The following is a 25,895-nucleotide window of genomic DNA, read 5'->3' as shown; positions in this document are numbered from 1 at the left end:
CGCTTACCGCGCTGTCCAGACGGGCCGCTCAAGGCTGATTCGGACTGCACGCTCATCGCGATTATCGGGTGCGAAGCCAGTCGAGTATGACGGCGTTCCGCCGATTGCGGGATCCTCGGACTTGATCGCCACGAACCTGCGGCGCGCCCGGTGCACACCGAATGCGGCGCTATGACCGACGAACCCCGGGCGCTCGGAGCACCCGGGGTTCGTCGTGGTCGATTCAGGCCGCGGCCCAGGCCGGGCGCAGCGTATTCATCGGCGGGCGGTCGGCGAGTGAAACTTCCGTGCTGTGCGCGGTGAAGGCATCGCCGATCAGCGGGAACTGGGTCAACGCGGCACCCGAATCCTCGACGCCGCTGCGGCCGAGCACGGTGCCGAGGATTTGGCGGCTCATCACGCCGAGATCGGCGAGCGGGCGGTTGCGGTGGGTGCGCACGCCGAGATTCACCTGACCGATCGCGGTCAGGCCGAGGCGGTCGTAGGTGTCGAGGAGCAGACCGATCTCCACGCCGTAGCCGGGGGCGAACGGCACCGAGGTCAGCAGTTCGCGGGTACCCGCGTATTCGCCGCCGAGCGGCTGCAGCACCTGCGACAGTTCCGGACGCAATGCGGCAAGCAGCGGACGGGCCACGAGTTCGGTGACGCGACCGCCGCCGTGTGCGTCCACGGCACCGGCCTGCCGCAGCGGCCTGCGGTAGTAGGCCTTCACCAGATGCATATCATCGACCAGCAGCAACGGGCCGAGCAGCTTCGGCACGAAGGCCGGATCCGGGTCGATGAGATCGGAGTCTACGAAGGCGATGACGTCGCCGCTGGTCACCGCCAGCGAACGCCACAGCACCTCGCCCTTGCCGGGCAGCGGATCGAGTTCGGGGACGGCCTGTTCCCGACTGATCACCTCGGCGCCCGCGGCGAGCGCGCGTTCGGCGGTGGCATCGGTCGATCCGGAATCGAGCACGATCAGCTCGTCGACCAGGGTGCCGAGCAGCGGTCGAATGCTGGCCACCACATCGGCGACGGTGCTCTCTTCGTTCAGTGCGGGCAGCACCACGGAAACGGTGCGTCCACGTTTGGCGGCGATCAGTTCCTCGACCGTCCAGTCCGGGGTGTCCCAGGTATTCGTCGTCGCCCAGAGCGGGCTGTCGTGATGATGGAAATTCATGCCAGACCTCGCAGGGTTCGTGCGGGGGGCCGGATGCCCTGTATCGCGGCGATCATGTCCACGACGCGCCGGGTTTCGGCAACCTCGTGCACTCGGAAGACTCGGGCGCCGGCGGCCGCCGACCATGCTGTTGCTGCCAATGTGCCCTCCAACCGTTCGGATAGACCGACACCTAAAGTCTCCCCGATAAAATCCTTGTTGCTCAGCGCCATCAAGACTGGCCATCCGGTATTTACAAAAACGTCCATTCCCCGCAACAACTCGAGCCCGTGGTAAGTGTTCTTGCCGAAATCATGGGTCGGATCGATCAGAATCGAATCCTTGCGAACCCCGGCCGCGGCCGCATCTTCTGCGGCGCTCTGCACGGTTTGCGTGACTTCTGCCACCACATCGGCATAGCGCACCCGATGCGGACGGGTACGCGGGACCGCCCCGCCGGTGTGGCTGCACACAATGCCGACCCCACGATCGGCGGCCACGTGCACCAATTCCGGATCGGCGCCCGCCCAGGTGTCATTGATCAGGTCCGCGCCTGCCGTGACAGCGGCCTCGGCCACCTCCGCGCGCCAAGTATCGATGCTGATCAGTAGCTCCGGGTACTTCTCCCGGATCGCCGCGACGAACGGGACCACCCGGCGAGCCTCTTCCGCCGCATCGACAACGGTGCCCGGACCGGCCTTCACCCCGCCGATATCGACCAGATCGGTGCCCTCGTCGACCGCGCGCGCGACCGCGTCCATCGCGGCCGCGTCGGTGAAGGTGGCGCCCTTGTCGTAGAAGGAGTCGGGGGTGCGGTTGACGATGGCCATGACCAGCGCCCGATCCGTCGCCACCGGCTTGCCGCACAAGGTAGGGAGCGGCGCTGCGGTGGGGCTGAACATGCCCCGACTGTACCTAGTCCGGTAACCCGGCCCCAGGGAACGGGTTGCGGACACTGCATTCTCGAGACGCGCAACAACGGATTTCCCCAGCACCTGGGCAACTGGTCGAGTGCGTCCAGCTAGCTTCTGCGGTATCGAGATCCGTCGAGCGCAGTCTTATGGCGGTGCCGCGGGGCGGGTCGTGCCGCGTTTCGACTGCGCTCGGCGAGCGAGCCGGAGCGGATACGCGCAACCTATCTGGACGGGGTGCTAATTCTCGGGGGCGCGAGCCGCGGCGACGTCGGCGGCGTATTCGTCGTACGCCGGGACGTAGCCGTTGGTCCGACCGGCGAGCACGTACAGCTCGCTGTCGGCGTCGGTTGCGTAGCCCTGCTTGCGGAGTTCGACCTTGCGGCTCTTGAAGGTGGAGGTCTGCTCGAGTTCGGCGACGACCCGGATGAACAGCGGGACCGCATAGCCGGGCAACCGGGAGTAGGCCAGTTCGGCGAGCGCGCGACCGTCGAAATCGGCATCCGGGTGCAGCGTCACCGCCGCCATACCCGCCTTGCCGTCGGTGCCCGGGACATCCACGCCGAAGACGACCGCCTGCGAGATCACGTCGGATTCGGTGAGCACACCCTCGACCTCGGTGGTGGCGACATTCTCACCCTTCCAGCGGAAGGTATCGCCGAGCCGGTCCACGAAGGCGATGTGGTGCCAGCCCTGATCGCGGACCAGGTCGCCGGTGTCGAACCAGACGTCGCCGTTCTCGAAGCCGTCGCGGACCAGCTTCGCCTCCGAGGCGGCCTTGTCGGTATAGCCGTCGGCGGGCGAACTATCGGTGACCTTGGCCAGCAGCAGGCCGACCCCGCCGCCCGCCACCCGGCGCAGCCGACCGTCCTTGTCGCGCTTGGCCTTCCCGGTCGCATCGTCGTATTCGACGATGGCATAGGGCAGTGGCCCGAAGCCCGCGGTGCGATCCACCCCGAAGGCATTGACGAAGGCGATATTCACCTCGCTGGCGCCGTAGAACTCGACAATCCGGCCGATTCCGAAACGGTTCTTGAACTCGTCCCACAGCTCCGGCCGCAGACCGTTGCCGACGGCGAGCCGCACCCGGTGCTGCCGATCGGTCGGCTTGACCGGCTGATTGACCAGGTAGCGGCAGAGTTCACCGATGTAGATGAATGCGGTCGCCTGCTCTCGGATGATCTCGTCCCAGAACCGGGAGGCGGAGAACTGCCTGCCGAGTGCGAAGGCGCCGCCCGCGGCGAGCACCGACGACAGCGCGACGGTCAGCGCGTTGTTGTGATAAAGCGGCAAGCAGCAGTACAGAGTGTCGTTGCCGCGCAGGCGAATTCCGAGGCCGCCGAGACCGGACATGCTCTTGGTCCAGCGCAGATGTGTCATCACGCTGGCCTTGGGCAGGCCCGTGGTGCCGGAGGTGAAGATCAGGAAAGCGCGTTCCTTCGCGGTGACCTGCGCGCAACTCGGTGGATCGGCCACATCCGCACCCTCGGCCGCCTTGTGCAGATCCTGCGAAAAGAGCACGTTGGCAAGGGGTTCGGCGAGCGAGTCCAGTGCCGCCCGGCATTCCTCGCCGACCACGTTGAGCACGCTGTCGAGCAGTCCGAAGCTGTGGGCGAGCACCTGGTCGCGCTGGTGGTGATTCAGCAGGCCTACCGTCGCACCGAGTTTCACGATGGCCAGCACTACGAACAGGGTTTCCGGACGGTTGGTCATCAGCACACCGACCACGTCACCGCGCTGCACGCCACGGTCGGCCAGCACCCGCGCGTACCGGTTCACCTGCGCGTTGGCCGCGCCGTAGCTGAAGGTCTCGCCCTCATATTTCAGGAACGGCCGGTCCGGATGCCGGTGCGCGCCGCGCTGGAAGTACAGCCCGACCGAGGATTTGTCATCCGGCCGCACCATCATGCCGCGCGCACCGCGCAGCATCGACGGTGCGTCGAATGCCATGAGCGGCAACCGCTTCGCGATATCGAATAGGCTGACCTGCTTGCGGGCGGGAGTGCTCAATGCGTCAGTTTTCCTCGTCGAGAGTGATTCCCGGCTCCTGCGTCACCTCGGATGCCGGCACCGGTTTCAGCGCGGCGAAGGCCGCGGGCAGATCGTCGACCACGGTGATCCTGGCTATGGCCGGCTGGGACACGAACTTCCGATCGTAGAGTTGGTCCAGCCAGTCGAACAGACCCCGATAGAAGCCATCGGGATCGAGCACAACCACCGGCTTATCGTGTTGGCCCAGATAACCGCCGGTCCAGGTTTCGAAGAATTCCTCCAGCGTGCCGATGCCGCCGGGCAGGGTGAGAAAGGCGTCGGCGCGGTCCTCCATGACCTGTTTGCGCTGGCGCATGGTGTCGGTGACGATCAGCTCGTCGGCATCGACATCGGCTACTTCCTGGTGCACCAGATGTTTCGGGATCACCCCGACGGTGTGCGCACCGCCCGCGCGAGCGCCGGTCGCGACCGCGCCCATCATCGAGACATGACCGCCGCCGGAAACCAATTGCCAACCGCGCCTTGCGATCTCGGTGCCGACCCGGGCGGCCAGCGCGAGCATTGCCGGATCGGCGGTGCTGGCCGAACAGTAGACGCAGACCGCATATCCGGCTCCACTCACCACTGATCCTCCGTCCCGAGCGCATCGGTGTCGGTGGCCCCGTCCGCGGTGGCCAGGATGATCCGCACGACCTCCTCGACGCTATCGGTCACATGCAGCAGGCCGAGGTCGCCGGGTGAGATCTTGTCGGAGCCGCCGAGCGAATCGCGCAGCCAGTCGACGAGCCCGGCCCAGTACTTGCTGCCGAACAGGATGATCGGGAAGCGGGTGATTTTATGGGTCTGCACCAGGGTGAGCGCCTCGAACAGCTCGTCCAGGGTGCCGAATCCGCCCGGCAGGCAGATGAATGCCTGCGAGTACTTCACGAACATGGTCTTGCGCGCGAAGAAGTAGCGGAAGTTGATACCGAGGTCGACCCATTCGTTGAGGCTCTGCTCGAACGGCAACTCGATGCCGAGTCCGATCGAGTATCCCCCCGCCTCCGACGCGCCCCGGTTCGCGGCCTCCATCACGCCGGGACCGCCGCCGGTGATCACCGCGAATCCGGCCTGTGCCAGCGCGCCGCCGATGGCCATGGCGGCGTGGTACTCCGGATGCCCGGCCGGCGTGCGCGCCGAACCGAAGACGGTGACCGCGCGCGGCAGTTCGGCGAGCGCACCGAAGCCCTCGACGAATTCGGCCTGGATGCGCAGCACCCGCCACGGATCGGTATGCACCCAATCGCTTGGTCCGTGCTGGTCCAATAGGTTCTGGTCGGCGGTGCCGCCCGGTTTGCGATCGCGGCGGAACATGATCGGTCCGCGGAATTTGGGTGTCGACTTCGGCGTGCTTGCGATCTCGTTGTCGGCGGCTTCGGTGGACATGGCGCCCACGCTACCGGGACACGCCGGTGAGGTAGCCGCGCAGCACCTCGGCGACCGAGCTGATCTGGGCGACCGGGACGTGTTCGTCGCGCTTATGGGCGAGATTGGGGTCGCCGGGACCGAAGTTCACCGCCGGGATGCCGCGGGCGGCGAAGCGCGCGACATCGGTCCAGCCGTATTTGGCGCGCACGCTGTCGGCGCCGACCACGGTGATCAGATCCTTGGCGGCGGGTGCGGACAGGCCGGGCAGTGCGCCCGCCGCAGCGTCGGTGAGCTCGAAATCGAGCTCCAGTCCGTCGAATACCTCGCGCACATGCTCGGTGGCCTGGTTGACGGTGCGGTCCGGGGCGAAGCGGAAGTTCACATCGACCTCGGCCTCGTCCGGAATGACATTGCCCGCAATGCCACCGCCGATGCGGACCGCGGACAGGCCCTCGCGATAGACGCAGCCGTCGATATCGACCTCACGGGCCTTGTAGTCGGCGAGGCGCTGCAGCACGGGGGCCATGCGGTGAATCGCATTGTCGCCCTTCCACGACCGCGCCGAGTGGGCCCGCACGCCCTTGGTCGTCAGCCGGACGCGCAGGGTGCCCTGGCAGCCCGCCTCGATGACACCGCCGGACGGTTCGCCGAGGATGGCCAGATCGCCGACGAGCCACTCCGGCAGGTCGCGCTCGATGTGGTTGAGGCCGTTGTACTTCGCGGAGATCTCCTCGCAGTCGTAGAAGATCAGCGTCAGATCGTGCACCGGCTCGGCGACGGTCGCGGCCAGATGCAGGAAGACCGCGTCACCGGATTTCATATCGACGGTGCCGCAGCCGTAGAGCTGACGCTCCCCCGCCTCGTCAACGAAGGTGCTCGGCACGTTGTCGGCGATGGGCACGGTATCCAAATGACCGGCCAGGATGACCCGCGTCGGCCGCCCCATATCGGTGCGCGCGAGCACCACGTTCCCGTGCCGCAGCACCTCGAATCCCGTTGTCTGCTCACGCAGCGCCCGCTCGACCAGGTCGGCGATGACCGCCTCGTCGCGCGAGACGCTGGGGATGTCGACGAGAGCCGCGGTCAGGGTGATGGGGTCGGCGCGCAAGTCGAGGGTCACGGCTGCCAGCCTACGACCGCGATGTTCCACTGCGGTCGGGTCCGTCGCCATTGCCGCGATGCGGTGGCCGATATGTACCGACCCGTGGTTCGTCGACGGACTCACGGCGCGTAGTCATGCGGCGCTGACCATCGGCCGAGCGCTGGCCTCGCCGAGCCGAGTGCTGATGGCAGGGTCATTCCGACTCGGAGCGATTGCCAGGCGAGTCCGCGGTACCGCGCTTCGGGCCGCCGCGGTCGACGTGGCTCACCACGAGTGCGGATGGGTGGGTAACCTCTGATGGCGTGAGCATTCAGGGAGCAGCAGCAGTCGGTATCGCCAATGTGACCGCGGACGGGACCGTATTGGATACCTGGTACCCGAATCCGGAATTGGGCGCGTTCGGTGACACCGGCACGAAGCGCCTGGACGAGGCGCCCACGGAATACGCGGCGCTGCTCGGATTCGACGAGGCGCGCGGGGTCGATGTGATCGCGGTGCAGACTACGATCGCCGATCTGTCGGCCGCTCCCGTCGACGCACACGACGTGTATCTGCGGCTGCACCTGCTCTCGCATCGGCTGGTCAAGCCGCACGAGGTGAGCCTGGACGGGCAGTTCGGACTGCTCAGCAATGTGGTGTGGACCAACCACGGTCCGGCCGCGGTGGATGGCTTCGAGGCGACGCGCGCCAAGCTGCGTGCGCGTGGCCCGGTCACCGTGTACAGCATCGACAAGTTCCCACGGATGGTCGACTACGTCGTGCCGTCGGGTGTGCGCATCGGTGACGCCGACCGCGTCCGTCTCGGCGCGCACCTGGCGTCCGGCACCACTGTCATGCACGAGGGCTTCGTGAATTTCAACGCGGGCACGCTCGGCGCCTCGATGGTCGAGGGCCGCATCTCCGCGGGCGTCATGGTCGGCGACGGCTCCGATATCGGCGGCGGCGCCTCCACCATGGGCACCCTGTCCGGCGGCGGCACCACCATCATCTCCATCGGCGAGCGCTCGCTGCTCGGCGCCAACTCCGGCCTCGGCATCCCCTTCGGCGACGACTGCGTCCTGGAGGCCGGTCTCTACCTCACCGCGGGCACCAAGGTCACCACCCCCGACGGCACCGTGGTCAAAGCCGCCGAGTTCAGCGGACAGAACAACCTGCTCTTCCGCCGCAACTCCACCACCGGCGCCGTCGAGGTCGTCCAGCGCAAGGGCACCGGCATCGAACTCAACGCCGATCTGCACGCCAACGATTGAACGGTCCGCCTCCTTTCGGGCGGCGATCATGCAGTGCGTCATCGGCGCCGGGTTGGGTGACGCCGATCGTTCTGCGATAGGCCCTACCCGTAGGTGACACCTGCCTCCAGACCGAAGGCGATTACCCGGGTGGGGTGGATTCGGATCATTTCTCGGGAGACGCCGGAGATGTAGGGCTCCACATCGGTCAATTGTTCTGCGGTGCCACGGATTTCGAGGCAACGGACGCGCCAGGGTTGGACGGAGGCGACGTCGTCGACGACGAAGGCGATGCGATTGTTGTCGGCGATATTGCGGAATTTCCACGATTTGCCCATATTCCAGCCCGCGATATCAATGGTGCCGAGTTCGGCGTTGTAGCGGAAGCCGACCGGGCTGTTCTGGGGTGAGCCGTCGGGGCGCACGGTCGCGAGCCGGCCCAGGCGCTGGGTGGCCAGGTAGTCGATCTGTTCGGGGGTCAGTGCTGCGCTCATACCGGCGACCGTAGAACCTGAACCGAAGTAGAGGTCAAGCCGGTGGTGTTCCGGTTCCCGTTCACGGCAACACGACCCGCACTCGTGCCCGATGACCCGGGAACGGCGATAGCCTTGGGGTATGGACGCTGTCACGGTAGTCCCTGTCCCCAGCAACGAGCCGGTGCATTCCTACGCGCCGGGCAGCCCCGAGCGGGAACTGCTGATCACCAAGCTCAATGAGATCGCCGTCGAATCCATCGACATTCCGCTGGTCATCGGCGGCAAACATCGGCCGGGCATCGGGGCTCGACACGATATTGTCGCCCCGCACCGGCATCGGCAGGTGCTCGGCACCTACACCGACACCACCCATTCGGAAGCCCATGGCGCCATCGAGGCCGCGATTGCGGCGGCGCCCGGCTGGCGCAGCACGACCTTCGACGAGCGGGCCGCCGTCTTCCTGCGCGCGGCGGATCTGCTGGCTGGGCCGTGGCGGGAGACGGTAGCCGCCGCGACCATGCTCGGTCAATCCAAGACGGTCCAGCAGGCCGAAATCGATGCGCCATGCGAATTGGTCGACTTCTGGCGGTTCAATGTGGCCTTCGCGCGCCAGATTCTGCAGCAGCAGCCGCAGTCGAGCGCGGGAGTGTGGAACCAGATGGACTACCGCCCGCTGGAGGGTTTCGTATACGCGATCACGCCTTTCAACTTCACTGCGATCGCGGGCAATCTGCCGACCGCGCCCGCGTTGATGGGCAATACCGTGGTGTGGAAGCCCGCACCGACACAGACGCTCGCGGCCTTCTACACGATGCGACTATTGGAGGCAGCCGGGTTGCCACCGGGCGTCATCAATATGGTGACCGGCGACGGTGTCGAACTGTCGGAGGTCGCGCTCGTCGATCCACGGCTGTCCGGCATCCATTTTACCGGCTCCACCAAGACATTTCAGCTCCTGTGGTCCGAGGTCGGGGCGAATATCGGCCGATACCATTCGTATCCACGGTTGGTGGGCGAGACCGGCGGTAAGGACTTCATCGTCGCGCACCCGTCCGCCGATCCGGATGCCTTGCGTACCGCGCTGATTCGCGGTGCCTACGAATATCAGGGCCAGAAGTGCTCGGCGGCTTCGCGCGCCTACATCGCACGCTCGGTGTGGCGCACGATCGGTGACGACTTCCTGCAACTGACCCGCGAAATCAGCTACGGCGATGTCGCCGATCTGACGAATTTCGGTGGGGCACTGATCAATCGGCGCGCCTATGACAAGAATGTGGCCGCCATCGAGCGCGCCAGGTCGGCGGGTATCGCCATTCCGGCGGGCGGCGAATACGACGACAGCGAGGGCTGGTTCGTCCGGCCCACGGTGCTGGTGGTGGACGATCCGCACGACGACGCCTTCGCCACCGAATATTTCGGTCCCATCCTCGCGGTGCACGTCTACGACGATGCCGAACCCGGCTCCTACGCGGCGGTACTGGCCGAGGTGGAGTCGGCAGCACCGTACGCACTGACCGGCGCGGTCTTCGCGCAGGACCGTAAGGCCGTCGAACGGGCCTCGGCCGCATTGCGATTCGCCGCGGGCAACTTCTACATCAATGACAAACCGACCGGCGCGGTCGTCGGTCAGCAGCCCTTCGGCGGTGCGCGCGCCTCGGGCACCGACGACAAGGCGGGTTCGCCGCTGAACCTGCTGCGCTGGGTCGCGCCACGCACGATCAAGGAGACCTTCGTGCCGCCGGGTGATTACCGGTATCCGCACATGGGGTCGGCATGAATCCACTGCGGCCGGTCATTCTCGCGGCCTCCGCATCGCCGCGGATGAAGCGCATCGTCACCGGGACGCCGGTCACCGCGGAGATCGTCCGGCGCTTCGTGGCAGGTGCGGGCCGTGACGAGTTGATTCCGGTGGTGCGGGAGCTGCTCGCGAGCCGTCGGCTGATCAGTGTCGACTTCCTCGGGGAGAACACCACCGACCGGGCACAGGCCGATGCCACGCTGGCGGAATATCTTTCGCTGATCAACGATCTGGCGGCAATGAACGGCTTCCGAGATGCCACGGCGCGCACCGAGGTGTCGGTGAAACTCTCCGCGCTCGGGCAGGCGTTGCCCGCCGACGGCCCGGCCATTGCCACCGAGAATCTGCGCATTCTGTGCACCAAGGCGGCCCAGGTCGGAGTATGGGTCACCGTCGACGCGGAGGACCACACCTCCACCGAGGCCACGCTGACCACGGTTCGTGAAGTCCGCGCCGAATTCCCCTGGCTCGGTGCGGTATTGCAGGCCTATCTGCATCGCACCGAGGCGGACTGTCGCGAGCTGTCCGGATCACGAATCCGATTGTGTAAGGGCGCATATCGGGAACCGCATACCGTCGCCTATCAGCGCTCCGCCGAAGTGACAGATTCCTACCTGCGCTGTCTGGAAATCCTGATGGGCGGTGACGGGTACCCGATGGTGGCCACCCACGATCCGGTGCTCATCCGCGCCGCCGAACAACTGGCCGCCGAAACTGGCCGTGGCCCGGACCGATTCGAGTGCCAGATGCTCTATGGCATCCGCGATCCCGAGCAGTTGCGGCTGGCCGCCGCGGGCAATGCCGTGCGGGTGTATGTGCCGTACGGCAGCCAGTGGTACGGCTACCTGACCCGCCGCCTCGCCGAACGTCCGGCCAACCTCACGTTCTTTCTGCGCGCATTGGTCAGCAAGTCCTAGAGGGCGGGTGAGCTCAGACGAGAGGCTTGCCGAAGCGATGCCGCCTGCGCATATCCCACAGGCAGAGATTCATCGGAAAGAGCCTGGCGGGCTTGGGAAGTATGCGGTGCACGGCGCCGATCGCGCGCAGCAGTTTGTTCGCGAAGCGCTCCTGACGTTCGCTCCAATCCATGCGCATCTCGGCACGCAGGTGCGGCGGCAGCAGACTGGTAACCAAGAACCGCTGCAGCCGCGCGAATAGTATGCGCAACGGCCAGGCGACCATCTTCAGATCGATGAGATCGTTGAAGTACGCGCGGGTGCGGGCATCGACGGTCTTGGTCGCGAGAGTGGTATTCCAATACTCCTGGAAGGCTTTTCGGTCGCGGGGCCACATTTCCGGTCGCATCTGCAGGGTGGTGCCGAGCCGGGCGGCATACTGGTAGAGCACATCCGCGGTGTCCTCGTCCATCGGGCCGTGCAGCCGCTCCTCCAGATCGACCAGGCCCCAATACAAACAGGCGGCGACCCACAGTTGCAGCTTCGGGTCGAAGGCGTTGTATTCGACCGTGGCCCCCGGCTTGGAATGCACCGCGCGATGTGAGCCGTTGACGGCCTCGCGATAGTTCGCACGATCCTCTTCGGTGCCCATCAGTGCCACCGCGAGGTAGGTCAGCGTGGTGCGCGTCCGCTTCCAGGGATGCACATCGATCCGGCCGGATTCGACCGTGCTCTCCATGACGCCGTACGCGACCGGCCGCAGGCTGAGCTGCATGATGACATTCGCCGTTCCGCCGAGGAAGGCCGCGACGCCGCTCCAGAATTCGTCCATCGCGAAGTTCTCGACGGTGCCGTAGCGGCAGGTCGGTCCGGGATCGGGCGGCTCCACGGGTAGCGGCAAGGTCATCGTTGGCTTCGTCTTTCAGGGGTTGATCAGCGGCGATCGAAAGAGTGATGAGAAGAATGGGTACTAACCTTCTCATCACCTCGATAGCGTGTCAAACGGTCCCCTATACGAGCGGTTTACCCAGTCGCATACGGCGGCGAACGTCGAACATACAGGCGTTCAGCGGGAACATTCGAACCTGCTTCGGCAGCCGGGTGTGCACCGCCGAAATCAGCCGCAGCAGCCGATCGAAGCGGCGCTGATCGCGCTGGGACCAGGTCATTCGCATCTCATTGCGCAAATGCTGTGGCAGCAGGCCGGTTACGACGAACCGCTGCAGTCGGGCGAAGACGCATTGGACGGGACGCGGCATCATCCTCATATCGATGAGGTCGTCGAAGTAGTCGCGCAGGGCGGGTTCGATACTCCGCTTCGGCAGGTGCTCGTCCCAATACCGTTGGAATTCCGCACGATTGGCGGGCCACATCTCCGGTCGCATCTGCAGGGTCGTGCCGAGCCGAGCGCAGTAATGATAAAAGTCCTCGGCCACATCGGGATTCATCGGTCCGTGCATGCGGGTGTAGAGGTCATCGATGCCCCAGTAGAGGCAGGCGGCCACCCAGAGTTGCAGTGTGGGATCGAAGGCGTTGTATTTCACCGGACTCGCCGAGGTCGAGCGGACCGGTCGATGCGATGCATTGACCGCCTCCCGATACCGCGCGCGTTCCGCGTCGGAGCCCATCAGTGCGACCGCGAGGTAGCTCAGGGTGGTGCGCAGCCGTTTGATCGGGTGCAGTGTGACCTTGCCGCTGTCGACCGTGCTCTCCAGTACGCCGCGACCGACCGGACGCAGGCTCAGCTGCATGATCACATTGGCGGTGCCGCCCAGGAATGCCGCGACTCCGTCGACGTACTCCTCGACGGTTTCCGGGGTGATGGGCTCGACCGCGGCGGGGCCGACGCGGTCGGGAATCGGCAGGTAATCGGCACCGCGGAGGGGTTCGGTCATCGGTGACCTCGCCTTTCTGTGGCCATCCGCGATCAAACGGATGGATGAGAAGGTTCTATATAAACCTTCTCATTGCCTCGCAAAGGTGTCAATCACGCTTTCCGGGGCATTCGTGGGTGGCGCTGCCTGACGGCATGCGATGCTAGCGGTGTCATCGTGTCATCGGAGCGGAATAGGGGTGGAAGTTATGGCGACGCTGACCAGACTGCTGGCGCTGGTGCGCAGCACTGGCCCGGAGGACCGTAACCAGACGCGGGTGCTGGACGCCGCTCTGCTGGCGTTCCTGGACTTCGGTATCAAGCGGACCAGCATGGTGGAAGTCGCGCGGCGATGTGGGCTTTCGCTGGCCACCCTCTACCGGCGCTTCGCCAGCAAATCCGATCTGATCCAGGCCGTCGGGATGCGGCAGGCGCGGCAATTCGTCGAGGAGGTGGATGCGGCGCAGCAGCGGCAGGTCGATCGCGATGCCGGCGCCGAGGATCAGATCGTGGAGCTGTTCGTCGCCTTCCTGAACGGACTGCGCGGCAACAAGCTGCTCGACCGATTGTTGAAGACCGAGCCGGAAATCGTGCTGCCGTATCTCACCGTCAAGGGTGCGCCGGTGCTCGAGCTCGGCCGCGACTATGTGGCCGAATTCATCGCCCGGCTGCAGGGGGAGGGCAAGTTGCCCGAATACGATCCGGAGCCGGTCGCCGAGATGATCGCGCGGACGGCGCTGTCCTTGGCGCTGACCCCGCAAACGGTCCTTCCGCTCGACGACGACGCCGCGATCCGCAAGTTCGCGCGCGACCACGTCGTCGTTTCGTTCAAGCTGTAGCTAACCACCCGTCGGCTCCGCCGACTGCCATCCCCCTGAATCACACCAGCCGCAGGCCGAACCGCCTGCGGATGCGCATATCCCACAGGTAGGCGTTGATCGGAAACATCCTGACCTGCTTCGGCATTCGGGCGGTGATCGAGCCCGTGATGTGCATGATTCTGGCGAGTTTCCGATCGTCGTCCGCGGTCCAGGTCATGCCCATCTGGTCGCGCAGATGCTCGGGCAGCAGTCCGGTGACCACGAAGCGCTGGAACCGGGCGAACGGTATGCGGGCGGCGCGTGGGAGCATCTTCAGATCGATCAGATCGTTGAAGTAGTCGCGGATCGGGGGATCGATGGTGGTCTTCGCGAGATGCTCGGTCCAGTACTCGTCGAAGGCGGCACGGTCGGCGGGCCACATTTCCGGACGCATTTGCAACGTGGTGCCGAAGCGAGACCCGTAGCGGTAGAAGGCCTCGGCGTCGTGCATCGGTCTGTGCATGCGCTCGTAGAGATCGCAGGCGCCCCAATAGAGACAGGCCGCCACCCAGAGCTGCAGTGCGGGATCGAAGGCGTTGTACTTCACCGGACTCGCCGCGGTCGACTTGACCGAATGATGCGACAGGTTCACGGCCTCGCGATAGAGGTCGCGTTCGTCATCGGTGCCGAGCATGGCGACCGCGAGATAGGTGAGGGTCGTGCGCAACCGCTTGATCGGATGCAGCATCACCTTGCCGCTGTCGACGGTGCTCTCCAGCACGCCGTAGCCGACCGGCAGCGCGCTGAGCTGCATGATGACATTCGCCGTTCCGCCGAAGAACGCTGCGACACCGTCGAGGTATCGCTCGATATCGACGGCGTCCTCGGCGGGTGTGGACGTGGGTTTGCGAAACGGGCTGGTCATTATCGACCCCGTTCTCATCGTTGAGAAGGAATTACCTAAACGTTCTCACCGTCTCATGGGTGTGTCAACCGTCACGTTCTCGTCGAGGGGGAGCTCGATGGTGCGGTGTCGTGTCGAAGTAGCGTGAGCGAATGTCGTTCGGTCCGCCGCTGCTGCTTCGTTCGCTCAATCCGCTCGCTGTCGCCGGGGGAGCGGATATACCGGATGCCGTCACCATCGACGGGGTGACATTGTCGCGCAGTGATCTGCTCGGCGCGGCAACGTCGGTGGCCGAGCGCATCGCGCGAGCCGATCGGGTGGCGGTACTGGCGCGACCGACCGTGACCACGGTGCTCGCGGTGGTCGGCTGTCTCATCGCCGGGGTGACGGTGGTGCCGGTGCCACCGGATTCGGGGACCGCCGAATTGGCGCATATCCTCGCCGACTCCGGTGCACAGGCGTGGTTGGGCGAGGCGCCGGAGGGGACGGATCTGCCGGTGGTTCCGGTTCGCGTACACGCGCGCTCATGGCATACATATCCCGAACCCTATGCCGCCACAACGGCATTCGTGCTGTACACCTCGGGGACCACCGGTCTGCCCAAGGGAGTCGTGCTCAATCGCGGTGCCATTGCCGCAGGGCTCGATGCGCTCGCCGACGCGTGGGCCTGGACGCCGAACGATGTTCTGGTGCACGGTCTTCCGCTGTTCCATGTGCACGGGCTGATCCTCGGTGTGCTCGGGCCGCTGCGGGTGGGCAGCCCGCTGATCCACACCGGGAAGCCGACACCGCAGGCATACGCGAACGCGCCTGGCACGCTGTATTTCGGGGTGCCCACCGTGTGGTCACGAGTTGTCGAAGATCCCGATGCGGCAAGGAAATTGGCCGGAGCACGGCTGCTCGTCTCGGGTAGTGCGCCGCTACCGGTGCCGGTATTCGAGCGGCTGCGCGAACTCACGGGGCACGCGCCGATCGAGCGGTACGGGATGAGCGAAACGATGATCACGCTGTCCACTCGGTTCGATGGGGAGCGCCGTCCCGGATGGGTCGGCATGCCCGTCGCGGGGGTCGAAACCCGGCTGCGGGACGAGGCCGGTGCGGATGTTCCGCATGACGGTGAGAGCATCGGTGGCCTGCAGGTTCGCGGTCCGATGCTGTTCGACGGTTACCGCAACAGGGCCGAGGCGACAGCTGAATGCTGGACCGAGGACGGCTGGTTCAAGACCGGTGATGTCGCGGCCATCGATGCCGATGGCTTCCACCGCATTGTGGGCCGGGAATCGGTCGATCTCATCAAGTCCGGTGGTTATCGCATCGGCGCGGGCGAAGTCGAGACCGTACTGCTCGGACATCCGGATGTGGCCGAGGTTGCCGTGGTAGGCCTCCCCGACGCCGATCTGGGGCAGCGAATCGTCGCGTATGTCGTATTACGCGGTGCCACACCGGATTCCATTGAGAAGGCTCTCATCGAGCATGTGGCCGAACAGCTTTCGGTGCACAAACGCCCCCGCGAGGTACGCGTGGTGGATTCGCTGCCGCGCAATGCCATGGGGAAGGTGCAGAAGAAGCTGCTCGGCTGAGCGTTACCCCGTCGCCTCCCACAATCTCGGATACCGTGCCCTTCGTGCTGATTTCATCAATTGGGAACGACGCCGAACGATGCCACGGATCGCTCTTCAGCCCCGAACCGGTCCGATCTGCATTTCTGATGATTTCTTGGGCCTTGGCTGGCGTCGAAGGCGTCGAGGGCGCGTCGCCAGGAAGCTTCTTTCGCCACTTTTGATAGACTTTCTTTCCTACGGCGGCAAGCCGCTCACCCGCTGCGCCCGGATTGTTATGACGAACAACAAATACCCTCGCGGAACGGCTGGTCCTCGGGTCACAGTGGAATATGTTGTAACGAACAATATTTGCCGCTGGCCTGGTCGGGCGTATTCGACGAAAGGCTCTCCCTCATGCGTGTGAGGCTATTGGCGCTACCCGCGGTCCCACGGTGGATACGGGGGCAGGATGGTGCGCATCCAGTCGAGGGTGTGGCGCAGGCCATTGTCCAGCGGTGTGCTCGGTCGCCAGCCCAACACGGCGTGGGTGCGGTCCAGGTTCGGGCTGTGCGCGGTCGGCACGATGAGATCGGCGGGAGCGACCTCCACCCAGCCGCTACCGGCGAGAGCTGTAGCGGTGTGGGCGAATTCGGCGGTCGTCACCGCGGCCGGGCCGCCGATGTCGACCGGGCCGGTCGTAGTGCTGTCGAGCATCGCGACCAATGCGTCGACGGTGTCGGCGATGTAGACGAATGATCGCACATCACTGTCGATTACCTGCAGTGTCTGATCGCGTAATGCGGCGGAGCAGATTGTGGCCGCGATGCGGCCGTCGCCCGGCCACTGGTGTGGACCGTAAACCTCGAAGGGCCGCACGATGCCCACGTCCGCGCCGCCATAATGGCGGGCGATGACCTCGGCGATGCGCGCGCACAACGCGTGCACGTGACAATCGCCTGCCAGACCGGTGTTTCGCGGGTCGCCGTTGCTGTCGGGTCCGGATGCAACGACGATGCGCGCGCCGCGACTCGCGGCCAGGTCGAGAGCGGCCAGGGTGCCGGTCGAGGCCGCTCGGAGGGTATCGATCGGTCGCCGGACAGTGGCTTTCGGACTGCCGGGGCAAGCGAGATGCGCGACATGGGTGATAGTGGCGAGATCGGCGAACGCGCCGGGTGTGGTCACATCCGCAATGCGGAGGGCGAAATGCGGATGCGCCGTGAGGTTTTCGACGCGCGCCCGACGGCCAGTGCTGAGGTTATCGATCGCGGTGACCCGGTCTCCGCGCTCGAGCAGTGCGCGGCACAGGTACGAGCCGAGGAATCCAACCCCGCCGGTGACGACGATGTGGTTACCGGTATGCGAGGATTCTTCCTTCGTGGATGGGCGATCGTTCACGAGGGCATCTCCCACCAACGGTATCGACGTGCCGAATCAGGTGTGGCGTGCCCTGCCGCGACCAGTGTCGCGAACGCGGCCCGCTTTCTGGCGCAGTCGTGTTCACGGTGCATTTGCATCGCGCGATGGGCGTCGGCGAGCGTCAACGGCGGGGACGGCAAGTCGCATGTCCACGCCTTCGGCCACTCGACGGGACGCAAAGGGCACTGCGCGCGGGCGCGCCGATGTGCGGCGGGGCGGTATGGCCGGTCGACTGGCCATACGCATCCGACGGCAACCACCGCGACGATACCCCCGCCGAGTACCGCCGCCACGCTGGACACCACATGCCACGGACTCACCGTCGCTCCCCCTCGCGGCCATCGCCCAGATGGACGCGCATATCTTCTGCAAGGCCATTCAGCACCTGATGCAATAATGTGAATTCCGCTGTGCCGCAGGCAGAAAGTGATCCATTAGCGAGCGATGACGGTGCGGCGGTGGGGAATTCGATGCCGCGCCGGTGCGCGCGCTCGCGCGGACTCGATGTCTGCGGCGCGATCCGGCCGTAGGCGACGAGGGTGTAGTACGCGACCCACTTCCAGGCGCACACCTGGATCCGGCACGCCCGATGTCGCCGCATCTGCTCGTGCGCCAACTCGATTTCGGCGCTGCCGCAAATGGCCGGTGGCGTGACGATCGTATCCTCGCTCAACTCGCCGCCCCCGTCTCGATATCGGACACGGGCCGCGCGATGCGTGTCCAAGTGCTCTGCGGGCAAACAGTTTCCAGGTCGTACCCGTGATCGCAGACCAGTGCGGGTTGATCGTTCACGTGGGCCAGCTCGAAAACCACTATGACCGCGACATCGAGCCCGGCCGCCATAGCGAGGAGGTACCCGATCGGGTCGGGCTCATCCCCCGGCGGCCGGACCGTATACACATATTGATACCCCAATGTGCTTGCATGCCTGCGTATTTCGCTGGCATGCCGAGGCGCGTGCAGTCCGGAGACATCCGCGCGAACGAACCCGATCGCCTTGGGCTTACCGGTGCCCGGCGACGGCGCGGTGGCTTGCGTGTGGGTCATGTGGGTCCCTCCCCGGAACCTGGTCGGTATGCGAGATCGGTCAGGCGTCCGGGATGAGTGGGCAGCAACGGATCAACACCGGTGATGAGGTTGGCCCGCGATGGTGCCGCCAAGCCGTGCCGATGTTGTTGCAGTTCAGCAAGATTGGTGTGTTTCGAGGGTTGCTGTGTCGCCCGAATGCCTGACACAGCACACCACAGGCGCTACTCTGATTCGAGCAGAATCGATTATTCGAAACTGGCTGATGCGAAGCCCCAGAATGAGATTCGCTCCTGGGTCACGATTGATTCGATTTCACACCACCGATCCACTCACTTTTCCGCAGCGGAGGCATAGGCCATGACCAGCGACGACGTATCCGAACCCTCGACCTTGCCCAGGCGACAGCTGGGCCGATTCCTGCGCGAGCGCCGAGAAGGGACCGGCTTGACCATCGCAAAAGCAGCCGCCCTGGTGGAGCTGAGCCAGGCAGCTTTGCAGCGCATCGAGGCGGCCAAGACGAAGAAGGTCCGCGCGGTAGATGTGCAGGCGCTGTGTGATCTGTATGAGGTCTCACGTGCGGACACCACACGGGCCGTCGAGCTTGCCAAGCAAGCCCGGGTCACCTCGTGGTATACGGCATTCGCCGGTCTCCACAGCGACGAGGCGTTCAACATGATCGTCGAGTTGACCCCCGCTGCGCGCCAACTGATCTCATACCAGGAGATCGTGCTGGGTCTGGTGCAGACTCCCGATTACGCGAGGGCAGTGATCAGCGCACTGCCCGGTCAGGAAGACATCGATCGCAAAGTGGAGCTGCGTATGAAGCGCCAGACGATTATCACCCGCAAGACAGACCCAGTGCAGCTCGAGCTACTTCTTCACGAGTCGGCACTGCACCGCGTCATAGGCGGACCCCGCGTGATGGCGGCGCAGCTGCGGCACCTGGCAGAGATCGGTAAGTTGCCGAACGTCAGTATTCGGGTTCACCCGTTCAGCGCCGGGTGCACGTGGGGACTCCTGCATGGCCCCTTCATGATTCTGAACTTCGACCTCGATCCTAAGGGCAACCTGGTGGAACCGCCGCTGGTCTACTTCGAAGGCGCCGGCAAAGCGGACTTGTATCTGGAGAACCCCGGTGACGTGCAAAGCTACACTGAGCTTGCTTCGGTGGTTCGGAGTACATCGCACGATGAAGTGAAATCGCGAGACCTGCTGAGGCAGGTCGCAAGGGAGTATGAAGCGTGAAAACTGACCTATCCGGGGCGAACTGGTTCAAGAGCAGCCACAGCAGCAGCCAGACCGACTGCGTTGAGGTGGCGTGGCTCGACGGTGCGGTCGGTGTCCGTGATTCGAAGAACCCGACCGGCCCGGCGCTGGTGTTCGCACCAGAGGCGTGGGACGCCTTCGCCGCGGGCGTGCGCGACGGGGAGTTCGGCCACCCAGCCTGACCACACGTTCCACTCGGGCACCGCTCTTCCTTCGGGATGTTCCCGCGCACCAAATCACGCGTCGCGTACTTCTCGCCCAGCGATTCCGTGCGCGGCGTGACAAAAGGTACGCGGGAGCAGTTCTCCCTCGACCGAGTTGTGCATGTTGAAAACCGGTGGAACCGAATGGGTGTCAAGCGCGTCCTACACTGTGAACGGAGTAATGGCGGCCGGACGGGAGCAGTGGTGGGACGACGGACGACAGCGGCGGTGGCGATGCTGGCCGGGGTGTTGATCGCCGCCACCGGGTGTGGCTCTACGAACGGGGGGACGGCGACACCCGCCACGACCACGGATAAGGCAGCAGCGACTGCGGCGCTGTGGGATCCGTGCACCCAGATCAGTGACGAGGTTCTGCGGCAGGTTGGGGTGGACCCGTCGACGCGGAGCAATACGATTGCGGGGGTGCCGAATGTGGAGGGGTGGAAACTGTGCTCATGGCACGATAAACCCTCTCGATGGGACTACACACTTGGAGTGTGGTCTACCAGCCACACCATCGACGAGTCGAAGAAAGATGGAAACAATATCGATTTCGCCGACATTGTGATTGCCGGCCGACAAGGGATCCAGTTTCGGCGAGCGGAAGACCGAAATGATGAGATCTGTTATCTCAGCTTTCCGTCGGGCGGGCAGTCGATAGATATTTCTATCTACAAGACTGTCCTAACGAAGGACAATCGCGGTCCATGTGTTATCGCTGCGGCGGCAGCGGATGTATTAGTACCGATCTTGCCGAAATGAAGGAATGAAGGCGCATCGATGGGTATGCAAGAGGATATTACGCTTTGGCAGTATCTCTCCGAGGAAGCGAAGGCTGGGAGTCTGTCTCTCGATGACTCTGTCGCCAGACGGTGCCGCACGGCAATCGACAACCAGATCAACGTTTATACAGAGTGTCTGGAGAACGTCCAACAGATGGCTCGCGTGACAGGCTTAGGCGAGTTCGCGTGCGGCAAGGAGCTTGCCAAACTTCTCGGCTTAAAGGCGAACGACCCCGAGGGCGATGGCGACCTGAACACCGCGCTCCGCGACCACATCCGGGTCCTCGGCCTCATGGGTGATACCATCCAATCTTCACTGGACCGCCTGCAAGAGCAGGACACCAGCAACGCGCAAGACTTCGGCCGGATCTGAATCAAGGGGGGTGCAGGGTGTTCGGTCTTCCATCTTTCGAATCAATCGTCATAAATGTCGGCAAAATGATAAATAGTGGCCCACTCGGTGCGGTCATTTCCGGTTCCAATGACATCGATAAATCGGCGACAGCATTGGCGACCGCCTTGGGCGACCAAAGCCCGGAGTCGATTGCCGCACGCAACCGCATCAAAGACCTGACCGATCACCATTTCGAGGGCGAGTTTCATAATTCGCGTATTCCGGAGTCCCTGTACGGAAATGTTCGGAGCGAGGATCTGGATGAGCTGTATCGGAAGGCGCAGACGATCGACATCGGTGTCATGACGACGCTGCAACAGATGTGGAAATCCCGAGCCGAGAAACTCGACTCCGGCCTCACCCAGTTCGGCCCGGAAATTTTGTCGGCGATAGCCGAGTCGTGGACTGGGACGGCCAGCCAGGCCGCTGCCAGCGGGATCGTCGATTATGTGGCGAAGGCGCAGAATATGGTGTCGGCCACGAAGATCGTCGCCGACAAAGTAGAAATCGTGAAGTCCGCGGTCGAGGTGACCAAGGCGAATGTGCAGCCGCAGCCGGAAACCGGGTGGGCCAGTACCGTCGCCGGTTGGATACCCGGCCCCACCTGGAAGATGGACCGCAACCGCTCCGACGCCGCCGAGTTGGCCACCTATACCGTCCTCGAAAAGGTCTACCAGCCCGGTATCCGGGAAGGAGATACCTCGCAGCCTCGTATTCCGTTGGCCTACAACCCTATTCATGATCCTGGCACCGTCACGCCGGTGCCGCCGCCAAGCGGCCGGGAACCCGGTCCTGGCGCAGGGTCGCCGTCCGATGGCTCGAAGCCCGATGGCGGCGGCTCGACGGGCGGGAGCGAGGAACCTGGCGATACGGCCCCGGCAGGCGTGGATCCACTTGCGGCACAGGCAGATCAGCCGGGCCTCAGCTCCGCGTCGACCACCCCGACCGGGCTCGGTACGACACCGTCGACCACGACCACGCCCGCTGGTCTCGGTCCTGGATCCACCCCGGGCTCCGGCCTCGGCAGCCCCGGACTCAGCGGCCCTGGGAGCACGGTTTCCCCCGGTCCCGGGAGCGCGGTTCCTGGTCCGGGTCGCTCGATTCCGGGCACGGGCGCAGTGACCGGCGTGGGCTCAGCTGGCGGCAACGGCGTCGGTAGCGTGGGCCGCAATGGCATGTCCGGTACCGGCTCCATGATGCCCGGCGCGGCCCGAGGTAAGGGCGACGAGGACAAGGAGAAGGGCAAATCGGCGGTGGCCGAGGCGATGGTGACCCGCGAACACGGCGAGGAATTAACGGGCATGGATCCGGCGCATCGCCCGAAGACAGTTCCACCGGTGCTGGGCGAATAGCGTACCGGGCCAATGACATACGAGACGGATAACGGTGTCGGGTGTATGACGGTGTGCGGCGGATGACACAGCAGATGTGGTCACTGTCGGCGCTCGAGCTGACCGTGCTGTGGCACGCCATCGGCCGGGATGTGCTGCCCTACCCGCTGCGCTACCGACCGACCGAAGACACCGCCGCGGCCTACGAACACGCCTACAAAACCGCTGCCGCCGAGGTACGAGCGATTCTCGACGAGGATATGTACGGCCCGCTGCGGGTCCTCGTGGAACCAGAGGCCAGGATCGAAGTCGCGGGATTCGCCGGTGCGGCAAAGGGTGTGCTGCCACGCGAGGACGCGGCCCCGGCAGCACTCGTACGAATCCACGCCGCAGTCTCCGCCCGCAGCGCGGCAATCCTCATCCAGGAACCGACATCCGATCCCGACCGGGGTGGCGCCGTACGCATGACCCTGGTCGGGGCACACACCCTGGCCCGCCGCATCATCGCCGCCCTACCCGACGCACCACGCGGCACCGCTTCAAGCTTCGAGATCAACCGCACCGACCTCGACGGCGACGACGACCGGCCATTCACCGCATTCTCCGACGACGCACCCGTCTCTCGCCGTACCGAGGCGCAACGATTCTTCGAACGCCGCCGCACCACAGTCGCGCATATCGCGGTATACCCGGGCGGCGCATTCGACAACCGCCCCACACCCAAACGCGACTTCCACATCATGGACTACCCCGACGGCCGCTACCGAGTACACGCCACCGCGGCCGTCCACGTAACCCCCACCGACACCGCAGAACTGTCCACCCACCTGCAAAACCTGCTCGACCGAACCCTGCGCGAATACCGCGAAGACAACGACCCCACCTACGAATACACCTGAGCCGCTATTCGTCTCTCGCAAAGGCGAATTCGGCCCGGTCTGCCATTTCTTCGCCCTGGTCGACATCGCCGACCAGCGTTCGGTACGATCGGCAAACATGAGCGACGATGGGGGGTCGCCGGGGTCAGGCAAGCTCTCGGTCATACCCGAAAAGGTGCATGACGTCGGCAGATATGTGTATGAGGTAGCCGAGGCACTTCGTACGGCCCTGGATTCAGCGGCCAAGGATGTGGACTCGCTGGCGCGTGGGAGCTGGACCGGCGACTACGCGGACGAGTTCGCCGACGGCTGGACCGACGTCCGCGACGGCGGAGTCCGGATTTTGTCTGCTTTGACGGGGTTGGCGGAGAAACTCGGTGTCACCGCCGATACCTACCAATCCGTCGACACCAATAACGCGGCCGGACTCAACACCTCGAGCCTGGACCTGCCGTGAGCTCCAAATTCTCGGTCGACCTCAGCCACCTCGACGAAATCGTGTCCCGCCTGTCCGGACTGGCCGGATTCATCACCGACCACCTTGATGAAATCGACAAGAGGGTCGCCACAATTCAAGGCGACGGTTGGACGGGCGTCGCCGCGCAGGCATATGCCGACGCCCACAACCAATGGGCCAGTGGCGCACGGGAATTCGCCGAAGGCGTGCGCGAGATCAGCGACGCCGCCAAACAGGCCCACGCGGACTACACCAGTGCAATCGAAACCAATCGCAAGATGCTCCGCGGGGGATGAGCAATGAACGTCGACTGGCAGGTCTACTACGACGCCGCGAAGAGATGCCACGACCTCGCCGCCGACCTCCGGCGCGCTGACAAACCTGTGCACGACGCCGTCAAAGGCGACTGTGTAGGCATGGCGGGCGACGCCCCCGGATGCAAACAGTGGGGCGAAAAATACGATGAAATCGCTCAACAAACGATGCAGACATGCACCAATCTGGCGGATGCGCTAACGAACTTCGGCTATATCCTGTATGCGAATGGTTACAACTACGGGATCAAGAACAAAAGCAATCCAGCACCACCACAGCCCGAGATCCACGCGATGACCGAATACAAGGTCACGATCCCGAGTTCGGTCCGGGACAACGGAAACGGAGTCAAACACGACGGTGGAGTTGAAGATTTCTTCGAGAAGTTGATCAAGCAGATCATAGAAGAATTCGGCAAACTCCCCAACGGAGATGTCGATAAACTCGCCAAAGCGTCCACAACTTGGAAAATCTTCGCCAACCACGAAACCGTCACTGGCGCAGCCACTCGCATCACCGCGATATCGGACCTGTTCCACGGAATGGACGACGATACGAATCGGGATCTGATCCAAGGTTACTTCAGCACCCTCCGCATCGGAGCTGAGAGCGTTGTATCAGCCTCACAAAACATTGCCGCACCAGTCGCGGACTACCATACCGGGACTGTCGATGTCGGCAAAGGTATCGCATCGGCAATCACCACTTTCGAGTGGGCAGTCGGGCTTCTCGTAACCGGCGCCGTCCTGGGCGCTCTGTTCAGCTTCGGCGGCTCCATCGTCGCCGGTGCCGGAGGTGTCAGCGTCGCGGTCGCAGACACGCTCAACGCCATCAGGACCGTCTACTCCACCAGCAAACTCATCAAAGTCGTCGGTATCACCGCAGCCGTCGCCGGTGCTGTCGGAACAATCAGCGCGTTCAACCAGGTCCCGAGCCTCTTCGCGATCTCGACAAGTCTCGTCGAGATCATCGCACTGCGGGCGCACATCGATAGTGACGGGGCGGGTGGGAACCCGAACGAAAGCGGTACGGGATCCTCCGAACTTCCCAATGTCCGCGATCCAAAGAAATTCGATCCGCAATCACTTGCGGGCAAGAGTCAGGAAGAGATCGCGCAGGGGATACCCCCGGGCTGGGTTGCGAAGCCGAGTAAGAGCGGCGATGGAACCGTATATGTTGATCCAGATAATTTTGGTCGCCAGATCCGAGTAATGCCTGGCTACACTGACGGCAACCGCCCTGATCCGCTGACACACGGCCCGTACGCGGAGGTTTCCCAGAACGGGAAGACCACAAAGGTCCCACTGCAGGGCAATCCCACCCTGGGAGGAAAATAATGCACGATCCAGCCGCGCAATGGTTGATGCAAGAAGCGGTCGACCACCTCGCAGAGGACGACTTGGGTGTCTACGAACTTCTCTGGCTACTGCGCGGGTCTGATTTCGGTCTCGATGAAGCTGCGGCCGAGGCGCTGGCAAGGAAGACCGCGGCTCGCCTACTAACAGCAGGCACCGCCAAACTTGTCCATCTAAAATGGCCAACAAAGGAGATCGTGCCCGGCGAGATCTCCGAGGATGCGCTTTACAACGACAACGTATTCGAGTTCTCCGAGGCAGGCGTATATCTCGCATTAGAATCGACCGAATCTGCTTGACCGATGCTGGTCGACTTATTGACCCGAAAATCTTCGGCTGCGGTAATTTATAGCTGAACGCGCTGGTCAGGGCGGCGGGAGTGCGCCACCAATGGGT

General features: G+C 64.3%; 28 protein-coding genes. 15 read left to right on the top strand and 13 right to left on the bottom strand.

From position 1 onward, the window contains the following. Positions 1-223 precede the first annotated feature (223 nt). The 6 genes from ACQPXH_RS07255 to dapE form a co-directional block, all read right to left on the bottom strand. A complete protein-coding gene (locus ACQPXH_RS07255) occupies positions 224-1,165 on the bottom strand; it encodes a glucosyl-3-phosphoglycerate synthase (protein ID WP_433601531.1) in 942 nt (313 codons plus the stop codon). Further along, positions 1,162-2,046, bottom strand: coding sequence for a dihydropteroate synthase (folP, locus tag ACQPXH_RS07250; protein WP_433601530.1), 885 nt, complete (start codon positions 2,044-2,046; stop codon positions 1,162-1,164). Before folP ends, ACQPXH_RS07255 begins: the two co-directional genes overlap by 4 nt. 249 nt (positions 2,047-2,295) lie before the next feature. After that, a complete protein-coding gene (locus ACQPXH_RS07245; RefSeq protein WP_433601529.1) occupies positions 2,296-4,065 on the bottom strand; it encodes a long-chain-acyl-CoA synthetase in 1,770 nt (589 codons plus the stop codon). A gap of 4 nt (positions 4,066-4,069) precedes the next feature. Further along, the gene (locus ACQPXH_RS07240; RefSeq protein ID WP_433601528.1) at positions 4,070-4,672 is read right to left on the bottom strand and encodes a TIGR00730 family Rossman fold protein; all 603 of its coding nucleotides are present in this window, start codon (positions 4,670-4,672) and stop codon (positions 4,070-4,072) included. Beyond that, positions 4,666-5,472, bottom strand: a complete 807-nt coding sequence (locus ACQPXH_RS07235) for a TIGR00730 family Rossman fold protein (RefSeq protein ID WP_433601527.1) — start codon at positions 5,470-5,472, stop codon at positions 4,666-4,668. Before ACQPXH_RS07235 ends, ACQPXH_RS07240 begins: the two co-directional genes overlap by 7 nt. A gap of 10 nt (positions 5,473-5,482) precedes the next feature. After that, the gene (gene dapE / locus ACQPXH_RS07230; RefSeq protein ID WP_433603349.1) at positions 5,483-6,583 is read right to left on the bottom strand and encodes a succinyl-diaminopimelate desuccinylase; all 1,101 of its coding nucleotides are present in this window, start codon (positions 6,581-6,583) and stop codon (positions 5,483-5,485) included. A gap of 275 nt (positions 6,584-6,858) precedes the next feature. On the opposite strand from dapE, the gene dapD reads away from it, so the two are divergent. After that, positions 6,859-7,806, top strand: a complete 948-nt coding sequence (gene dapD / locus ACQPXH_RS07225) for a 2,3,4,5-tetrahydropyridine-2,6-dicarboxylate N-succinyltransferase (protein ID WP_433601526.1) — start codon at positions 6,859-6,861, stop codon at positions 7,804-7,806. A gap of 83 nt (positions 7,807-7,889) precedes the next feature. On the opposite strand, the gene ACQPXH_RS07220 is transcribed toward dapD, so the two are convergent. Next, entirely contained in the window at positions 7,890-8,279 is a 390-nt protein-coding gene (locus ACQPXH_RS07220; RefSeq protein ID WP_433601525.1) for a PPOX class F420-dependent oxidoreductase, read from the bottom strand. 121 nt (positions 8,280-8,400) lie between these two features. Between ACQPXH_RS07220 and pruA the strand changes: the two genes are divergently transcribed. Next, the gene (gene pruA, locus ACQPXH_RS07215; protein ID WP_433601524.1) at positions 8,401-10,038 is read left to right on the top strand and encodes an L-glutamate gamma-semialdehyde dehydrogenase; all 1,638 of its coding nucleotides are present in this window, start codon (positions 8,401-8,403) and stop codon (positions 10,036-10,038) included. Next, positions 10,035-10,976: a proline dehydrogenase family protein gene (locus ACQPXH_RS07210; protein WP_433601523.1), complete on the top strand. Its 942-nt coding sequence runs from the start codon at positions 10,035-10,037 to the stop codon at positions 10,974-10,976. The genes pruA and ACQPXH_RS07210 overlap by 4 nt, the downstream gene beginning before the upstream one ends. 13 nt (positions 10,977-10,989) lie before the next feature. Here ACQPXH_RS07210 and ACQPXH_RS07205 read toward each other — a convergent pair whose 3' ends face one another. Further along, positions 10,990-11,862, bottom strand: a complete 873-nt coding sequence (locus ACQPXH_RS07205) for an oxygenase MpaB family protein (protein ID WP_433601522.1) — start codon at positions 11,860-11,862, stop codon at positions 10,990-10,992. A gap of 103 nt (positions 11,863-11,965) precedes the next feature. After that, positions 11,966-12,850 carry an oxygenase MpaB family protein gene (locus tag ACQPXH_RS07200; protein ID WP_433601521.1) on the bottom strand — a complete coding sequence of 295 codons (885 nt, stop codon included), beginning with the start codon at positions 12,848-12,850 and terminating at the stop codon, positions 11,966-11,968. 187 nt (positions 12,851-13,037) lie between these two features. On the opposite strand from ACQPXH_RS07200, the gene ACQPXH_RS07195 reads away from it, so the two are divergent. After that, positions 13,038-13,667 (top strand): TetR/AcrR family transcriptional regulator, encoded by a 630-nt coding sequence (locus tag ACQPXH_RS07195; RefSeq protein WP_433601520.1) that lies wholly within the window; start codon positions 13,038-13,040, stop codon positions 13,665-13,667. A gap of 40 nt (positions 13,668-13,707) precedes the next feature. On the opposite strand, the gene ACQPXH_RS07190 is transcribed toward ACQPXH_RS07195, so the two are convergent. Beyond that, positions 13,708-14,553 carry an oxygenase MpaB family protein gene (locus ACQPXH_RS07190; protein WP_433601519.1) on the bottom strand — a complete coding sequence of 282 codons (846 nt, stop codon included), beginning with the start codon at positions 14,551-14,553 and terminating at the stop codon, positions 13,708-13,710. A gap of 131 nt (positions 14,554-14,684) precedes the next feature. Between ACQPXH_RS07190 and ACQPXH_RS07185 the strand changes: the two genes are divergently transcribed. Further along, complete coding sequence (locus ACQPXH_RS07185; RefSeq protein WP_433601518.1) at positions 14,685-16,112, top strand: acyl-CoA synthetase; 1,428 nt, start codon at positions 14,685-14,687, stop codon at positions 16,110-16,112. 396 nt (positions 16,113-16,508) lie between these two features. Here the strand turns inward: ACQPXH_RS07185 and ACQPXH_RS07180 are convergent, their stop codons facing one another. From ACQPXH_RS07180 to ACQPXH_RS07170, 3 genes are all read right to left on the bottom strand, one after another. Then, positions 16,509-17,468 (bottom strand): NAD-dependent epimerase/dehydratase family protein, encoded by a 960-nt coding sequence (locus ACQPXH_RS07180; RefSeq protein ID WP_433601517.1) that lies wholly within the window; start codon positions 17,466-17,468, stop codon positions 16,509-16,511. Between the two features lie 337 nt (positions 17,469-17,805). Continuing rightward, complete coding sequence (locus tag ACQPXH_RS07175; RefSeq protein WP_433601516.1) at positions 17,806-18,162, bottom strand: hypothetical protein; 357 nt, start codon at positions 18,160-18,162, stop codon at positions 17,806-17,808. After that, positions 18,159-18,536: a hypothetical protein gene (locus tag ACQPXH_RS07170; protein ID WP_433601515.1), complete on the bottom strand. Its 378-nt coding sequence runs from the start codon at positions 18,534-18,536 to the stop codon at positions 18,159-18,161. Before ACQPXH_RS07170 ends, ACQPXH_RS07175 begins: the two co-directional genes overlap by 4 nt. A 339-nt stretch (positions 18,537-18,875) precedes the next feature. Here ACQPXH_RS07170 and ACQPXH_RS07165 point away from each other — a divergent pair, with 339 nt between their 5' ends. From ACQPXH_RS07165 to ACQPXH_RS07120, 10 genes are all read left to right on the top strand, one after another. Next, entirely contained in the window at positions 18,876-19,763 is an 888-nt protein-coding gene (locus tag ACQPXH_RS07165) for a helix-turn-helix domain-containing protein (RefSeq protein WP_433601514.1), read from the top strand. After that, positions 19,760-19,966, top strand: a complete 207-nt coding sequence (locus tag ACQPXH_RS07160; protein ID WP_433601513.1) for a DUF397 domain-containing protein — start codon at positions 19,760-19,762, stop codon at positions 19,964-19,966. The genes ACQPXH_RS07165 and ACQPXH_RS07160 overlap by 4 nt, the downstream gene beginning before the upstream one ends. A 255-nt stretch (positions 19,967-20,221) precedes the next feature. After that, positions 20,222-20,749 carry a DUF3558 domain-containing protein gene (locus tag ACQPXH_RS07155; RefSeq protein ID WP_433603348.1) on the top strand — a complete coding sequence of 176 codons (528 nt, stop codon included), beginning with the start codon at positions 20,222-20,224 and terminating at the stop codon, positions 20,747-20,749. A gap of 18 nt (positions 20,750-20,767) precedes the next feature. After that, positions 20,768-21,142, top strand: coding sequence for a hypothetical protein (locus ACQPXH_RS07150; protein ID WP_433601512.1), 375 nt, complete (start codon positions 20,768-20,770; stop codon positions 21,140-21,142). Positions 21,143-21,207: 65 nt separating this feature from the next. Next, the gene (locus ACQPXH_RS07145; RefSeq protein WP_433601511.1) at positions 21,208-22,515 is read left to right on the top strand and encodes a hypothetical protein; all 1,308 of its coding nucleotides are present in this window, start codon (positions 21,208-21,210) and stop codon (positions 22,513-22,515) included. A gap of 62 nt (positions 22,516-22,577) precedes the next feature. Continuing rightward, complete coding sequence (locus ACQPXH_RS07140; RefSeq protein ID WP_433601510.1) at positions 22,578-23,393, top strand: ESX secretion-associated protein EspG; 816 nt, start codon at positions 22,578-22,580, stop codon at positions 23,391-23,393. Between the two features lie 97 nt (positions 23,394-23,490). Then, positions 23,491-23,829 carry a WXG100 family type VII secretion target gene (locus ACQPXH_RS07135; protein WP_433601509.1) on the top strand — a complete coding sequence of 113 codons (339 nt, stop codon included), beginning with the start codon at positions 23,491-23,493 and terminating at the stop codon, positions 23,827-23,829. Next, positions 23,826-24,125: a WXG100 family type VII secretion target gene (locus ACQPXH_RS07130; RefSeq protein ID WP_433601508.1), complete on the top strand. Its 300-nt coding sequence runs from the start codon at positions 23,826-23,828 to the stop codon at positions 24,123-24,125. The genes ACQPXH_RS07135 and ACQPXH_RS07130 overlap by 4 nt, the downstream gene beginning before the upstream one ends. A gap of 3 nt (positions 24,126-24,128) precedes the next feature. Then, positions 24,129-25,481 carry a hypothetical protein gene (locus ACQPXH_RS07125; RefSeq protein ID WP_433601507.1) on the top strand — a complete coding sequence of 451 codons (1,353 nt, stop codon included), beginning with the start codon at positions 24,129-24,131 and terminating at the stop codon, positions 25,479-25,481. Beyond that, positions 25,481-25,798 (top strand): hypothetical protein, encoded by a 318-nt coding sequence (locus tag ACQPXH_RS07120; protein ID WP_433601506.1) that lies wholly within the window; start codon positions 25,481-25,483, stop codon positions 25,796-25,798. The genes ACQPXH_RS07125 and ACQPXH_RS07120 overlap by 1 nt, the downstream gene beginning before the upstream one ends. The last annotated feature ends 97 nt before the right edge of the window (positions 25,799-25,895 follow it).

The sequence above is a fragment of the Nocardia sp. CA-135953 genome, assembly GCF_050955735.1.
Taxonomy (GTDB): Bacteria; Actinomycetota; Actinomycetes; order Mycobacteriales; family Mycobacteriaceae; genus Nocardia.
The sequence above is the reverse complement of the archived record's forward strand: the minus strand, read 5'-3'. Positions and strand labels throughout refer to the sequence as shown.